12 protein-coding genes are annotated in these 15,829 nt (G+C 60.8%); all 12 read right to left on the bottom strand.

Annotated elements, in window-relative coordinates:
• Positions 1-1,641: hypothetical protein (locus tag ONB25_05350; protein MDZ7392319.1), on the bottom strand; the 1,641-nt coding region annotated here is incomplete at its 3' end.
• Positions 1,642-1,664: 23 nt separating this feature from the next.
• A complete protein-coding gene (locus ONB25_05345) occupies positions 1,665-3,107 on the bottom strand; it encodes a hypothetical protein (GenBank protein MDZ7392318.1) in 1,443 nt (480 codons plus the stop codon).
• A gap of 29 nt (positions 3,108-3,136) precedes the next feature.
• Entirely contained in the window at positions 3,137-5,128 is a 1,992-nt protein-coding gene (locus ONB25_05340) for a GAF domain-containing protein (protein ID MDZ7392317.1), read from the bottom strand.
• Between the two features lie 69 nt (positions 5,129-5,197).
• Positions 5,198-6,121 carry a DMT family transporter gene (locus ONB25_05335; protein MDZ7392316.1) on the bottom strand — a complete coding sequence of 308 codons (924 nt, stop codon included), beginning with the start codon at positions 6,119-6,121 and terminating at the stop codon, positions 5,198-5,200.
• 1 nt (position 6,122) lies between these two features.
• On the bottom strand, positions 6,123-7,046 hold the full coding sequence (rnz, locus tag ONB25_05330; GenBank protein MDZ7392315.1) for a ribonuclease Z: 924 nt from the start codon (positions 7,044-7,046) through the stop codon (positions 6,123-6,125).
• A gap of 179 nt (positions 7,047-7,225) precedes the next feature.
• A complete protein-coding gene (gene plsY, locus ONB25_05325; GenBank protein MDZ7392314.1) occupies positions 7,226-7,873 on the bottom strand; it encodes a glycerol-3-phosphate 1-O-acyltransferase PlsY in 648 nt (215 codons plus the stop codon).
• Between the two features lie 280 nt (positions 7,874-8,153).
• On the bottom strand, positions 8,154-9,971 hold the full coding sequence (locus tag ONB25_05320; GenBank protein ID MDZ7392313.1) for a DegV family EDD domain-containing protein: 1,818 nt from the start codon (positions 9,969-9,971) through the stop codon (positions 8,154-8,156).
• Between the two features lie 362 nt (positions 9,972-10,333).
• On the bottom strand, positions 10,334-11,233 hold the full coding sequence (locus tag ONB25_05315; protein MDZ7392312.1) for a dihydropteroate synthase: 900 nt from the start codon (positions 11,231-11,233) through the stop codon (positions 10,334-10,336).
• A gap of 861 nt (positions 11,234-12,094) precedes the next feature.
• Complete coding sequence (locus tag ONB25_05310) at positions 12,095-12,808, bottom strand: isoprenylcysteine carboxylmethyltransferase family protein (GenBank protein ID MDZ7392311.1); 714 nt, start codon at positions 12,806-12,808, stop codon at positions 12,095-12,097.
• A 217-nt stretch (positions 12,809-13,025) separates the two neighbouring features.
• Positions 13,026-14,432, bottom strand: a complete 1,407-nt coding sequence (locus tag ONB25_05305; protein MDZ7392310.1) for a hypothetical protein — start codon at positions 14,430-14,432, stop codon at positions 13,026-13,028.
• Between the two features lie 47 nt (positions 14,433-14,479).
• On the bottom strand, positions 14,480-15,034 hold the full coding sequence (locus ONB25_05300) for an isochorismatase family protein (protein MDZ7392309.1): 555 nt from the start codon (positions 15,032-15,034) through the stop codon (positions 14,480-14,482).
• A 14-nt stretch (positions 15,035-15,048) separates the two neighbouring features.
• Positions 15,049-15,792: a Nif3-like dinuclear metal center hexameric protein gene (locus ONB25_05295; protein ID MDZ7392308.1), complete on the bottom strand. Its 744-nt coding sequence runs from the start codon at positions 15,790-15,792 to the stop codon at positions 15,049-15,051.
• Positions 15,793-15,829: the final 37 nt, after the last annotated feature.

Here is a 15,829-nt window from a genome sequence, read left to right as displayed (position 1 = left end):
GGCACTTCGCGCGCCAAAGCCGGTGCGCCGCATCGTCTCCAGGCGGTCCCCATGGTCCGCGAACAGGGTACGTTGCCCATCGCTGACCACGATTTCATCCACGAAGAAACCCACCAAGGTGGAGTCGTCCAGTGTGCACAGCCCCATGTCGGAGGCAAAAGCGAAGCGAATCACCACGCTGTCGGCGCGATAGGGCGAGAGGTCGACTTCAACGCTTCTCCAGCCGCCGCTCTTGCCGGTCCATCCGGGGATGCCCACCCCCATGTTCCAGCCTTGTTCTTTATTGCCGAAGCTCCACAGACTGCGCCGGTCGTATGCCGGGCTTATGGGTTCGGCAACCCTGAAGCTGCGCCCATTGTCAGTGGAGACCCACACATTGCAACCGTCCCAGCCGTCCCAGGGGGATTCGGCGCCGCCAGGGTCTTCTACCGCCCACATGCTGACGCACCGCAGACGAGGGGCACTGGTGTGCGAGAGCTGCAGAGTGGGCGTGTCCAGATACTGCAACCAGTGGTTCTCGTAGCCGCCGATTGCTGGGTCGCCACACCACCAACTGAGAGCGTCATAGGCCATGAAGGAATCAGGGTGAAACATCAAGGGCACCTGGTAGTCGATGGCCGAATACTCCAGGGGCACGGTGCCGACATTTGTGAGTGAGAGGAGCGCTGTGGTAGAATCGCCCTCGGTCACCGTGACGTCGATGTGTGCGGGGGTTACAGCGAGGGCGCGTCCGGTGACGGCGTCCCAGATGCACGGCATATAGCGGCCAATGCCGCAGTTGTTCCACTTGATACGGAAGAAGCCGCGGTCACCCCACTCTCTGCCCCAGCTGTTCTTGCAGATCCAGCTCTGTTCGTAGTCGTTCCAGCCCACGATGAGAATGCCGTGCCCGCCCAATTCCTGACCGCTCACATGCTCGTACACACCTCCTGAGTAGGCGGTAAAGTCCTCGTACACGGTGAAATGGGCCGAGACCGGGTGACGAAACACTGCAGCTTTGATGTTCTCTGTGAGTGCCTCTTCAAAGGTGATGTAGCCCCAGCCCGGTACTCTGACGGCTTGCGAGGCCCAATCCGGGCAGGCTGCGGCACAGGGGACCTTGTCGTCTGCCTGGTAGGGGAGGCATTTTTCCGGTGGGATGCCGGTCGTGCGGGCGAACTCCAGTACCCCACCGATATCCCCGCCGCCACACGAGCCAACGCCGGCGCAGGACAACACGAACTGCTCTGAAAGGTCCGGTGGAGACGTCGGCGCATTGTGGTGGATCATCCACCAGCTTTCGATCTGGGCCACGGCGGAAAAGTCCCAGCAGCTGCCACACGGGCCCTGGTTGCGCACGGGGGTAACCCAGTTGCCGTTGTTGTTGCGCCAGTCCCACACGGGGGGCAGGTCCGCGATGCGCGGCAAAAGCAAGAGTGTGGCTGCCGTCTGGTCGGGCATCTCGACGGAAGTGCCGCACAGTGCCTGTTGCTCGGCGAACGACAGCGCGGTGACCCAGTTGCTAGCCGCGCTCCAGTTGGCCCCATGCGCCGCGATGGCACGCCGCAGTGCCTCGATGTTCTGTGCTTGTGTGGGACTTGCAACCACGCTCAGTAAGAGAACTAGCCCTACGCTTGCCCCTGCTCCGTACGCGCGTCTCATGCCCCATCGCTCCTTGATTTGGTTTAGCGCAAGTCGGAGAGGATCTGGTACACGGCCCTGTCTCGGTTGCCCCGCCAGAATTCCAGGTTAAAGTCGCATATCTCCAGCCACCGGAAGCACGCGCGCCCGGCCTTTTCCACCTTCACGAGAAGAACGCCGTTTGTACCCCAGTTGTTGATCTCGCCAAACGGGTTTGCACCCAGCGGGAAGAGTCCGTCGTCGTCCGTCTTCCCGGAAAATGCCGGAGGAGGGGCAATGCGCTTTTCGGTGTAGCCGAGCGGCTCCGCCCGGTAGACGCTTACCGCGACGTTCCGCAGCGGGCGATGATCGGCGCTCAGCACAAGAAGTTGGTTGTCGGCGGGCAGGTCAAGCAGGTACTCGCCAAAGTGGCCGCGGCGTACGCCCTTGTCCCGGTTCAGCGACGCCGCAGTATGCTCGCAGAAGAAATGCACCTCATCCTGCGGCAGGTAGATGCCACTGTGCATCAAACAGTGGCGGTACTTTGAACGGTACGCCTCATGATTGACCAGGTTCTGTTGAGCGGTGACGTCCAGGCAGTAGAGGTCTATGCGTCCGATTTGGTGGCCAAGCTCATGAATCAGCGACCACTCATGTGCTATGGCCCAAGGATTCTTTTCATAAAACTTGTCGGTCAAGTAGGTGGCTTTGAACCCCCAGCGGCCGTCCCACTCTATGTCTTCGGGCGCGTGTGTTCCCTCCGGGTCCAGCTCCCCATCCGGATGGATGGTGATCATGTCCAGACGCACGCGTTCGGTGACACCGTGAGGCGAGGTAGGATAGATTGCCGCGCGAAACAGATCGTTCATCAGTGCCACCTGACTTTGCGCCCAGTCTTCCCAGGAGTATGTGCCCCACGAGTTCTTTATGGTGCCAAAATAGTCGTAGAGAGACTGCTCCACATGAAAGTGGAAGGAAAGTGCATCAGTGCGGTCGGTGAGCTGATTGTTGCGCTGGCTAAGCTCCGGGATCACGTCCTGCGGGTCGACCTGAAAGGAGACGGTGTGCGGGCCATCCTGCCACCGCCAGGTGAGCTTGAAGGTTGCCTCCTGTTCCGGCACAAGTGCACCGCCCTGGGGAGCGGCAACGACCTGTCCGTCAATGGCCCAGAGGCAGGCATAGCCTGCAACGGGCGCATTACCATGGTTCTTCACATGAGCGGTAAAGGTGACGGTGTCGCCAGGAGCAGGCCAGCGCTTTTTCGCCTCTTCCTCTGGGGTGAGGTAGGGGCGTACATCGCCCACCAGTCCATCGGCACGGCGATGGTAGGAGACCACCAGGCGCGGATAGCGCGGCGTACGACTGATAAAGGTCACATCTAAATCAGGGAGGTCGGCTGGCTGGTCAGCATGGCAGAATGCTAACCCTGCCATCCACGTCCAGATCGTGGTAATAGCTATGAGCGCTTTTTGCCCAAGTGGGATTCTCAGCGGCAAGGTGGTTGGCATGGGGTTGGTTCTCTGGTGTTTGGTGGCCATTACGGTGAAGGCTGCGGTCGCGATACCTGGCGAAAGACCTCGGCCTCCACAAACAGGCGGAAGAGCTCGCCATCAAGTAGTCCTGCCTGCACCTCACTGCGCAGAATGTCCAGGGCCTTCTCCGTGGGCACGGCACGCTTGTAGGGACGGTCCCAGGCGGTCAGGGCGTCATAGATGTCGGCAATGGCCATCATGCGCGACTGCACCGGTATATCCGGGGCGGAAAGGCGCCGCGGGTAGCCACTGCCATTCAACTTCTCATGGTGGGCATAAGCAATCTCTGGTACCGGTTTAAGCTCGGAGGTCCAGGGAATCTTGCAGAGGAAATTGTACGTATGGGTGACGTGGGATTCTATTTCGGCGCGCTCCTCGTCGCTCAGACTCCCTTTGGGGATGGAGAGGAGCTTGACTTCGGCCTCGTCCAAATAGCGAATACGCTCACCGTCGTCTTCGAACCAAAGCTCAGCAATCTCCAGAAGCTTCTCCAGGCCCCCTTGCGGCAAGACTGTGGGCTCGTTTGCCTTGATGATGAACTCCAGGTAGTCGTCCAGTTCACGCAGGCGCCTGGCGAATTCTTCGTCCAGGTGTTCAGATGCCCGGAGTGCCTCTTCGCGCGTGGTGGTGAGGAAGTAGCGCACTTTTTCGGCGGTGTACCGCTGTTGCAGCGCCCGTTTCAGATAGCGAAATCTCGCTTTGATGATGTCCAACTGTGTCGGATAGAGCTTCTTTGCCTTGACGAGCACATGCTCCCGTACTCCTATTTTCCCAAAATCGTGCAGGAGCCCAGCGTACTTGATCTGTTGGATCTGGTCGCGTGTAAAGTGCACGTCGCGGTATGGACCTGTGTTCACGCGGTCTACTACCTCGGCGATCCCCACCGACAGGGTCGCCACGCGCTCGGAGTGTCCGAAGGTCGTAGGGTCTCGTTGTTCGATGGCCAGAACCGAGGCGCGCACAAACCCTTCGAAGAGCTCCTTGATCTCCTGATATAGGCGGGTGTTTTCGATGGCCACCGCCGCCTGACTCGCAAGCGAAGAGGCCAGATGAACGCATTTTTCGTCGAAGGGGAGTATTTCCTCGGCAATGGCCTCCGGGGTAGTCAACTTTGCTTCCCAGTGGCGCTTGCGGTTGATGAGCTGCAGCACGCCGATGATCTCGCCCTTGTGCGTGCGCATGGGCACGCCGAGAATCGACTTGGTGCGGTAGCCGGTGCTCAGGTCAAAGCTGCGATTGTGGCTGAACTCGGCGTCCGGGGGCAGATCGTAGGCATCTTCGATGTTGAGCGGCTCACCAGTCAGGGCCACATAGCCGGCCATGCTGCGCTTCTCGATGGGCATCACGAACTCGTTGTAGCTAATCTGCAGCGAATCGTTGTGGGAGAGTTTGAAACGGAGCTGCTTGCTTGCCAAGGGGTTGTGTTCGTCGATGGGCACGCCCGGTTTCTGCTCCACAAGGTACAGACTCCCCGCATCGGCAGAGGTGATCTCTCGACTTTTGCGCAAGATCATCTCCAGTAGCACGTCCAGGTCCCTTTCCGAGGACAGGGCGATGCCGATCTGGTTAAGCTCGTGAAGGTCTTGGGCCTGTTCCTCGAGCTGGGCCGACAATGCCCGCACGTTCTGCCTGAGCAGCAGATGGGCACGGGCATTATGCACCAGGCGGGCTATGCGCAAGGGCGAAGCCTGGGGCTCGAGCACATCGTAAACGAACTCGTGGTCCAGTCCCTCTTGGGCGTCGTCACCCACAAGCACGAGGAGGAGCCGTTCCTCCTGCCAGGCCTTGCGCAGGGCTGATATCACCTCCGGCACAGCCGCGACCTGGGGCCTGGCAATGACCAGACGGAACTCGTTGCCATCCAGCTCCCGCAAGAGGTCGTCGGGAGAGGAGACCACGCACACCTGAAGCTCTGGGCCCCAGTTCCGGGTCACTTCCTCCAAGGGGAGACCAGTGTCATCTGCCTGAACGATTACCTTAAGCGTACCTTGTTGCATGTTCACCCGCCACGTTGGAAAGGAGCCGCTGCGACGCGCCTTGAAATATACCACCGGGCGTGCAGAAATTCAACCGGTTTCTCCCACGGGGTTGGCTTTCGCCCTGGCCGCGGGTTCAGCACGCGCAGTCAGGTAGACACCAACCAATGTGATGATACCGCCAAGGGCCTTGACTGCGGATATCGACTCGCCCAGCACGAGGTAGGCCAGAATGGTCGCCCCGACCGGTTCACCCAGCACGAGGACGGAGACAACCGAAGCGGACAGGAAGCGCAGGCCGTAGTTGAAGCTGGTGTGCCCGATCACTTGCGGCACAAGGGCAATGAGGACGAGGAGCACAAGCGTGTGTGCTGGATAGGGCCAGAGGGGGGCTCCGCTAAGCAACGCCAGCGCGGTGAGCAGGACGGCCGCGGTGCTGTAGACGACGGCGGCATAGGGCAGAATGCCTATGGTAACGCGCAGACGCCTCCCTGCCAGCCAGTAGCCTGCGGCGCCCAGTGCCCCCGCCACAGCGAGCAGGTCGCCGTGCACAGTCATCGCGCCGAGGGACAGGTCTTGGCTCGCGATGATGGAGCCTCCCAGCACGGCCACGCCTATCCCCACCACTTGGAGCCGAGCGGGGGCTTCCCGGAGGACAACGTAGGAGCCGAGAGCCACGAAGATGGGGGCCGTCTGCACCAGGAACACCGAGCTCGCCACCGAGGTGTGACGGAGTGAAGTGATCCACGTCGCAAAGTGAAGGCAAAGGAAGCCCCCCGAGGCAAGGGCCAAGCGCAGCTGAACAGGAGAAAAGGGCCTGAGCACCGCTCCCCCCTTGAGGAGCGAGGCGGCTACAAATACCCCCGCGGCGATGCTCAAGCGGTACGCGGCAATGGTGAGAGGCGGGGCAGCGCAGAGCTTAATGAGAATCGATGCTGAAGAGACCGCAGCAATGCCGACGAGCACCAACAGCCAGATGAGACGGGTGGGATGTCGGTGCCAACGAGCGCCCATGTCAACGCCTCACATTGAGCACCACGGTCCACAGGTCGTGCGCCACCTCTGTGGCTGGGAACAGTGCACGGCTCTCGCTGAGCAACGGGGCCACATCCTCTACGTAGCGTGCACTGATGTGGGTGAGCACGAGGCGCCGTGCGCATGCCTGCACGGCTACCTGCGCTGCCTGTGCTGCCGTCGAATGGCCGCTTTCCCGAGCACGTGCCACCTCCTTCGTGGCGAAGGTGCCATCGTGGATGAGGAGGTCCACCCCCTGGGCAAGCAACACTGAGCCAGCACAAGGGCGAGTGTCCACACAGTAGGCAATTTTGCGCCCTGGTCGCGGGGGCCCTACAACTGCCTCCGGACGTACTTCTCTGCCGTCACTTAGCGTGATAGTTTCTCCGCGCACCAGCGCCTGGCGCTGTGGCCCTGGAGGCACGCCCAAGCGTGCCGCGGCCTCCGCGTCGAACTTGCCAGGCAAATCGTCCTCCGCAAAGCGGAACCCTAGGCAGCTCACCGTGTGGTCAAGCCAGCGTGCGCGGATAATGGCCTGAGGAATGCGCAGCACCCATTCCTCGCTATCCTGCGGCACCTCGTTCACCTCCAACGGAAACGATGGAACCGACCCGGCTAACCGTTGAGTGGCGTGTAGATACTCCTCCAAGCCGGCTGGACCCAATACGCGCAAGGGTGCCGTGCGGGAGGCCAAGGAAAGGGAGGCGAGAAGCCCAGGCAAACCGAAAAGGTGATCGCCGTGGAGATGCGAAATGCAGACACACCGGATTTTGGACGGCGATAGGCCGGCGCGCATCAGCTGAAACTGTGTTCCTTCGCCACAGTCAAACAGCGTGATCATGCCCGCATGGGCAAGGGCCACTGCAGGGAGCGCCCTGTTCGGCATCGGGATCGAGGCCCCAGTTCCCAGAAACGTCACTCTCACCGCTTTGCGCTCCCTAACTTAGTCAGGGTCAGTGTCTCGCTTGGTAAATTCAGGGCAGAAGCGCTCCTCGTGTCAAATGCGGAGCTGGCCTAACCCCGTCCCAAGTTTCCCATGCGGCGGTCCGCCTACGGGTTCTTCGGATTGCCACCCGGTTAGGCTCTGGTGGGCTTTTCTGGTGCTCACTGTTCCCCAGCCTGCGCTCTGCCTCGGCCAAAACGGTTCTCCGTGCCAGCAAGCAACCTACTGATGTTGCTGCGGTGGGCGAAGATGATGAGCCCTGCGACAAGGGCGGCGAACACCAGGAGAAAGGTGTCCACCTGTCGATGAAGGGCTACCTTGTAAAAGACGAGAATCAGTGGCAGAAGGGTCACCGCAGTGAGGGAGGCAAGCGACACATAGCGGGTGCTGAAAGCCACGGCAAGAAACACCGCGGCGCAAATGAGGGTGGGCAGCGGATAGAGAGCCAGCATCACCCCAGCGCCAGTGCCGACCCCTTTCCCGCCGCGAAAGCCAGCGAACACGGTGTAGATGTGTCCCACAACCGCACTGGCTCCGGCCAGGATTTGCACCAACGAGAAGTGATCGGGCAATACCGAAGCCCCCAATGGCGCGATGAAGCGGGCTGCGACAAAGCCTTTGCCCACGTCGACGATCATGACCACGAGCGCGAGCTTCCACCCCAGCACTCGCAGCACGTTGGTGGCACCGGCATTGCCGCTGCCATAGTCGCGGATGTCTATGCCACGAAAAAGCCTGCTGACAATGATGCTCGTGGGCAGTGACCCCGCCAGATAGCTAAGGACGATCACCAGAAGCAGCCTAAGCATCGTTATCTCCCGAAAGGGCAAGACTGAAAATGGTATAGGTCTCCAGGCCCGTCACCATCCCGTGGCAAGGCGAGCGGCGGAAGGAGACGCCCTGGAGGGGTGATTACCTCACCGCCTGAGCCATAGTTTACAAGGCCCCCTCTGTTTCCGCAGCGAGGTTGTCCGCGGCTAAGCATGGCCCGATGGAGAGCCCGAACGTCGGTTCGCCGCCGAACGGTTCAGCTCTGCGCCCTGGGCCCCCGGGGCAAGGAAGCGGAATCCTGCCTGTGTGCGCCACCCCCTATGTTCGTCTGGTCGCCGGTTCCATGCCCAGCACGGCCACGGCCGCTGCCCCGGGTCCCACGTGTGCGCCGAGCACGGGAGAGGCATCCAGCACCCAAATCCCTTGCTGTCCAGTTGCAGCTTCAATCCGGGTCGCGAGCCATTGCCCCAGATGGGGGGCATGCGAATGTGCCACTGCAAACTTTGGGTCTGCAAAACGACGCGCGTGAGCGAGGGCCAATTGCAGGACCTTCCTCCGCGCCGCTTTTTCGCCGAAGGTCCTTGCAACCTCTGAGGCTGCACCCTGTTCATCCAGGGTGAGCACGGGTTTGATGCCGAACAGGGTTCCTAACCCGCCCTTGAGCCAACTGACTCGGCCGCTGCGTCGGAGGTAGCGCAGCGTAGGCACTGCGACCCATATCCGCACATTATCCGCGGCGCGCCGGACACGTTCGACCACTTCCTCAACACTCAACCCGCGTCGCACCGCGGCTACCGCCTCCTGGACGATCAGGCCAAGTGCGATGGAGGCACTCTTGCCGTCGATCACGAACAGCCTGTCGCTTGGGCACTGCTGCGCGGCAGTTCTGGCCGCCTGGAGCGTGCCGCTCAGCGCTCCAGAAAGGTGCACCGCTATTACTGACTCGTGACGCTCAAGCGCCTGGCGATATGCTCGGAGAAAGTCTCCCGGTGCCGGCTGCGAGGTGGTGGGATGAAGTTCGGAGCTCAGCAGGCGTTCGTAGAAGCCATCTGGCCCCAACTCGACTTTGTCCAGGTACGCGGTGTCGCCAAAGCGCACCGTGAGCGGGACCATGGCAATCTGGTGCCGCTGCGCAAAACCTGCAGGCAGATCACAGGAGCTGTCGGTGACGATGCCAATGCCCTTGCGGCGGAGCCGGATCTTAGCCTTACGGTGTTGCGCATGCATGTCGTCGATCTTGACCGCAGAGAGCTCTCCGTAGCGCGCCAGCAGCTCCAGGACTTTCTGCGGCTCGTCGGTGTGTAGGTGGACGCGGAGCTTGGCGCGTCTACCCGCCACAATGAGGGAGTCGCCTAGAGGGCCCAGTGTGGAAGTCAGCCGCCAGCGGCCCACCCTTGAACCCGAAAGGACGCACTCGGTACAATAGCGGTAGGTTGGTCTTTCCGTCCCCTCGGCGCGTGGGAGCTGCAGCCGGGCGGCGATGCGCCTGCGCAGCGCCGCCCCTCGGACCCGACCCGTCTCGATAAAATCCACAATGCCTTCCAGCAGGTGGACAAAACCTTGTGCTCCCGCATCCACCACGCCTGCCCGCGCCAGTACGTCCAACTTTTTGGGCGTTTCCGCCAAAGAACGCCTGGCTTCCGTCAATGAGTCGCGCAGCAGTTCCGCAAAGTCGCTTTTCTGCTCGGATTGGCGGTGGAAGTGCGTTGCCCAATCGCGCATCACCGTGATGATGGTTCCTTCGCGGGGGTTCGCGATCGCTTGCCTGGCGCGTTCGGCCGCGCGCAGCGCTGCCCTGCCAAATGCGCGCGCAGAGACCCGCAGCTTGCCCTGCAACTCCTCACGCAGTCCTTCAAAGAATTGCGCCAGAATAGCCCCGGAATTGCCGCGCGCTCCGTTCAAAGCGGACTCGGCCACTAACTTGCCCACATCGCTGATGGAACATCCTTCACAGCCCTCGGCTGCCTCGGCCACTTGACGCATGGTGCTGGCCATGTTGGTGCCGGTATCGGCATCCGCCACCGGAAAGACGTTGATGGCGTTCAGGTCGCGTTGTGCGCGAATCACAAAGTGTGAACCCGCGAGAATGGCCCGCCGTAGTCGCTGGCCGTCAAGGTAGCGTATCTTAATTGGCACGGCTGGTTGTTTTCCTCCTACTGATTGCCAAAATCACTGTTGTGCCTGTTTCCCCGATAGGGTCGCAATCCAGACTGCGTGGTTGGAGCTCTTTCTACCCCTCATCAGCTCGCTCACCGCTGAGAAGCGCATGAGAGCAGGCCTGGCAATACACCTGAGTGCGCCCAAAGGTTCCCTCAGGGTAACTCAAGGGCGTTGTGCCGAGGCCTTCTCTAGGTCAGAGCGCGGTCGAAGCGAGGGGAAGAAGCGGTGCCTCAACCGCGACGCACACCCTGAGATCATCCCCAAGGGTCCTCCTCCACCTACTTTCTGGACCCCTAGGGCGGGCCTGCTCTCCGTGCGGAGCCGGTGCAGTGCGCTCCCTACCCCGTGTCCCTCTGTTTGCTTCCGGTGGCGCGAAAGTGTTGGATCCAACGCATCGCCATTTCGTCGCGCCCGGTGAGGAGGTCGCATGCTTTCACAGCCCGCATGATCTCCGGGCGCGTGGGATCGACGATGGGGCAGGTAACCCCCGCGGCGATTGCCAGTACCAGCATGGTGACATTCAGCGCCGGGCGATCGGGGAGTCCAAATGACGTGTTGCTGACACCGAGAGTCAGATTCGTGCCTATGTGCGCACGGATGAGACGCGCCGTCTCCAACGTTACCAACGCAGCGCAGTGGTCCGTACTCACAGGGAACGCCAAAGGGTCCAGAACCACGTCCTCAATGGAGAGTCCCGCCGCAGCGGCTTTGTTCACGATTTTCTCCGCCACCTGCAGCCGTGTATGCGGCTCGGCGCTGATGCCCTTCTCGTCGTAGCACAGGCCCACTATCGCTGCCTTGTGTGCTACCGCAACAGGCAGGATGGCCTCCAATCGGTGAGATTCGCCGGTGGTCGAGTTTAGCAAAGCCTTGCCTTTGTACACCGTCAGCGCCGCTTCCATGGCCTTTGGGTTTGCTGTGTCGATAGAGAGGGGCAGGTCGGTACTTTCCATGGCTGCCTCCACTGCAGCAGGGAGCAGCTCCGCCTCATTGATGCCATCAGTTCCCACGTTCACTTCAATCACCCCCGCGCCCGCCTCTGTCTGCTCCCGTGCCCACGTGCGCACCCGGGAAAGGTCACCGCGACGAAGTTCGTCAGCGAATGCCTTCTTGCCGGTAGGGTTAATTTTTTCTCCAATGACAACCACGGGCATGTCGGCTCCGATGACAACCGTTCGACCGTCGGCTCGCCAGAGCACCGTGTGCACAGTGCTGAATGTGGTTGTTTTCTGATCCATCCTATTCTCCCAGGCTCTCGGTTTGCTCGGAACCAACCTCAGGGGCAGGTCTGACCGGGCCCGCAGACTCATCATTGTGAGGCGTCTTGCACACCTCAAAAACCTTTTCTATACTCGGCCCAACGCCGCTGTTCAACAGGACGTCCTCAGTCCTCTGTCCCGACTGGGCCATGAATATGGCTATGAGGAAATGAACCCCACTGGGCCTACCTATCGTTCGTTCTGCGCATCCTTCCCGAAAGAGGCGATGGTCTTCACCTCATCCCTAATGGTCATCGCCAAGAAGAGTTGTCACCCTGTGCCCAGAGGTGACCCCATGCCGAAGCAGAAAAGCAAAGGCACGCGCACTTGGATTCCGCCAGATTCACAGCCGACGACCGAGCCCTGAACCCCAGTGCCCCCAAGGCTGATGGCGAGGGGTCCATGGACTGAGGGAGAGCTAGCCAGAAGCCCTCGCCAGGAAGAGCAGTTTGTACCAGGGGCCCACGCGCGACCAATGGGGCCAAGCAGCCAGTGGCCAAGAACTTAAAGGAACGTGGCTGGTTACAGCTGCCTGCCGAACTGCACAGGAAGGACCCCTGCTTCTCTGCGCAAAATTCTGCACGGGTCTTGACGGCTGGCCTCCTGCTTGGGGACACTTTCTCGCCCGGTAGTTGCGCCACGGTGTAGACCCCACCCAGAACCTCGACCCAATCTCGTGCCAAGTGAGGCGCCCATCCGGCTGCTGGGGCCCATCGACCTGGCCCAACCGACTTGCGCGAGCCGGTGGAGGCGAGGACAGGATGGCTTCCGTGAGCCCCACAATTGTCCTGGGCTTTACTAATGAGCTCGAAGGCGCCCGGTACCATAGTGCAGCGGCTCTCATTCATTCGGCCGGAAAGGACCTGTCTCTTGTGCCAGCAGCTGTTTTTCCCCGCAACGCTCTTGCGCGAGTGTGGGCCGGTCACCCACAGCCAGAGGACGCCGGGCGTACCATCGCGGGTTGAGCGAGGGAAAAAACTTGCGCGTTCGCCTCATATAGGCGCGGTATCGTTCTCCAAACCGCTCGATGAGCAAAGCCTCTTCGCGCCGCAAACGGATGGTCATGAGAGAAAGGATGATGACGGTCCCAGCAAGGCCGATGACAAGGTTCTTCGAGACGAGGAATGCAGCAACGAAGAGGGCTAAATAGGAGCTGTACATCGGATGTCGCACCCATCGATAGGGACCGGTCTGAACAAGCAAGTGCCTGTCCTTAGGTAGGACCGAAGTGGTGAAGTTATCGCCCAAGGCGTGGTGTACTGCTCGGAGCACTATCAGGGCCACCAAGCCCAAGACAAGACCAAGGGCGCGCAGCGATATCGGAACGGGGACAGTCATCCAGGAACCGACGTGTAGGTCGAGTCCGTACAAGCCGATAGCAGCCAGCAAAGGGAGGCCAAACAGAACGCGGATGGCCAGCAGAACAGGACCCTCGGCCCGCAGGGAAGGGGGCTGTCTCAGCAGTCCAGCCCGCGCCTTGTAGTAGAGTCGCATCAGGGTCAGCAGCGTGAACATGGCGAAGAAGCCAGCTTTGAAGAAGGTATCCGACGTCATGCTCTTCTCCCTCGGCCTGACACCCGTCCAGGGGCCCTTTCGATGTGTGCCTGAGGGAGCACGTCCTCGATACAAGGGGAGGAGTGGCGAATCCGAGTCGCTGTTCTCGGGATGCAGACCGTGAGCACAGCACGGGAGACCGGGCGCGGGTAGTTATCGGGGGAAGAAGCGGCCATCCTCGGACCTGTTCTCTGTGAATGTGGGGGCGCCGAGAGCCTCATGAGAACTGGGCCACGGTTACGTTACTCAAGAGAGCGCCGGGCACTGATCCTGCATGCAGGCGGCCTTCCCTCCCGGTGGCGTCCTGGTACTGGGCAAGAATGTTTCGCAGGACGTCGTCAGTGTGCGTGTTAGCGGCAACGGCGACCACGCCCCCCTGTTGTCGCCCAGAGGCTCGTGCGCCGTAGAGTCCGTGGTCTACTCCATGCTCCTTGACAAGGTTCACGATCGTGTCTGCCTCTCGGTTGACGAGGGTGCAATCGCGGCGCGTACTCTCATGTGAATCGTACATAAGCCTGCCCACGTGGGCCATGGCCTCTTCAAGTTCGCCCTCGGCATCTGCCAGGAGGGTAAGCACCTGTTCTGTCCGGCGATGCTCCATCAGCAGGTGCTCGGTGCAGCTGCGCACGCGGTAGGCGGTTGCAGGGTCCACTGAGACTCCGTAGTCGCGCAAAGAGCCATGGAGTGCCTTGAACTCCCGACCCGTAAGCCTGGCGGGAAGGAGCCGCCTATAGGCGCCAAACTCACTTATGGGGATGTTACAGAGATAGCCTTCGTAGTCGTCGCGCCCGCGTGATGACTTGCGCGCGTGCCTGAGCATGATCTTCGCGCCCATGGAGGCAGCGATTTGGGCCTGAAGGTAATGCTGATCGGGTGGGCCCTGCACCAAGGTATTCAGACCCACGAAGCGCACATTCTGTGGAAGCTGTACGCGCTTGATGATCTCGCCTGGTTGGCACCGGATGGCCAGGACTTCATGTGCACCACAGAGGCAGACCGTCAAGGTGTCGGCGATACTGGCGCGTGTGCCCCAGAGACGCGTTTCTGCGCGATGGCAAAGGACCGGAATCTCGGACGCGGGCATTTCGATGCCGAACAGGCGAATGAGGCCAATGGCAGTGGCGCACACCAGGGCCGTGGAAGCACCGAGTCCGGTGCGCATTGGGATGGAGCTCTGGATACCGATGTTCACGCCAGTGTCCAGATCTGGTCCTTTCCTGTAGGCAACCAATTCTTGAAACACCGCTGCCACACTCGCCGCCCACTCCGCCTGTGGTTCTTTGGCAAAGAGCCTGGAGGCGGGGCCCGACTTTTCCGGTGCTTGCAGGGCCCGATCCAAATCAAACTCCACGGTTGAGCAAAACCCATCTTTTTCCAGGCCCAGGCTTCGCACCAGAACCCGGCGGTCGGTGCGGCGCTGTACGCCCACTACGGTGGCGTCGGAGAGTGTGGTCTGCAGCACCACCGCGCCGAAACGGGCGGCAAGTCCCCCCATCAGCTCCAGCCTGGCCGGGGCACGCACAATGTACACGTCTCGGCGCGGCGCCAAAATGCCCCCGAAGGAACGCTTCATCCCTTCGATGAACGCCTTCACTTCCAGAGGTGCTTCGTGTCTACGTATCATGGGTTTTGCGGGATTGTTTCGTTGACAGAGACGACCAAATCTTTCCTCTACCGGATGAGGCTACGAATGGCACGGAACTCCGCCGCGTCCGAGCGCTCCACCAGCTCGAACAAGACCGCTTCCACCGTAGTAACTTGCGCCCCGCGGGCATGCAGTCGCGCCAAGGCCACCTGTTTGTCCAACAGCTTGCGCGAGGTGACCCCTTCGCTGACCACATGCACCGCAAACCCTTCGGCCAGAAGATCCAGCGCGGTTTGGAGCACGCATATGTGCGCTTCCATGCCTACCACCACTACCTGCGTCACCTGGCGTTCGTTCAGCCGGCTGAGCAAGTCCGTTCCTTTGCAGCAGCTGAAATAGAGCTTGGTTAGTGGCTCGGCAGGTAGGAGCAGCTCGCGGAGTTCCAAAACGGTGGGCCCAAGCCCCTTGGGATACTGCTCCGCATAGAGCACCGGCACCCCTAGTTGCTGGCACCCTTTGATCAGCGTGGCGATGGCCTGGACAACGGTGTGGCGCTCCTCCATCACTGCGGCGAGCCGTTCCTGCACGTCAATCACCAGCAGAGCGGCTTGTCCGCGCCGGAGCAGCACTTCTGAGCTCAATTGGTTACTCCCTCTCACACTGGGTTCGGAAGGTCAAGAAACTCTACCTCAATGCCGAACTCTTGGGCCAGTTGTTCTCCCAAAACCTTGATGCCCAGGCGTTCAGTGGCGTAATGCCCAGCTGCAACGAAGTGGAGGCCGCTCTCTTTCGCCAGGTGCATGGAGGCCTCTGAAGCCTCTCCTGTCACGAAGCAGTCCAGACCCAAGGCCACTGCTTCCTGAAGGCGATGAGCGCCTGCTCCCGAGACGATACCCACTGTCTCTACAGAGTCAGGACCATAGTCAAAGATGAGCGGCGTCTTGTCATAGAGAATCTGAATTTTGTTGAATAGTACACGCGCGAGCAGTGGCTCGGAGAGCCTACCCCACCAGCCGACTGTGGCGAAACGCTGCGGGTCCAGAATACCGAGGGCCCGCGCTGCCACGGCATTGTTGCCGAATGTGGGGTGAGCGTCCAATGGGAGGTGGTAGGCAACCAACGAGATATCGTTAGTCAAGAGTGCCGTCAGACGTTTCTTCAACGCACCGGTGGCCACCCTGCTTTCCCTGTCCCAGAACAGTCCATGGTGCACGATCACCATGTCGGCGCCACGAATGTGAGCCTGCTCAAACAGTTCCAATGAGGCCGATACGCCAGTGACAATCTTGCGTACGTGCGCCTTACCCTCTACTTGTAAACCCTGAGGGCCGTAATCCTCGAACAGTTGCGGCTGTAACAGGTCGTTCAAATACGTGACAATACGGTCGCGTGCAACCACGGTCCTTTCTCCTCATCAAGAACGGAGGTCAGAAGTC

The organism is candidate division KSB1 bacterium (genome assembly GCA_034506335.1).
Classification (GTDB): domain Bacteria; phylum Zhuqueibacterota; class Zhuqueibacteria; order JANLFK01; family Oleimicrobiaceae; genus Oleimicrobium.
Note: the sequence above shows the minus strand (reverse complement) of the source record. Positions and strands in the feature narration are given on the sequence as shown.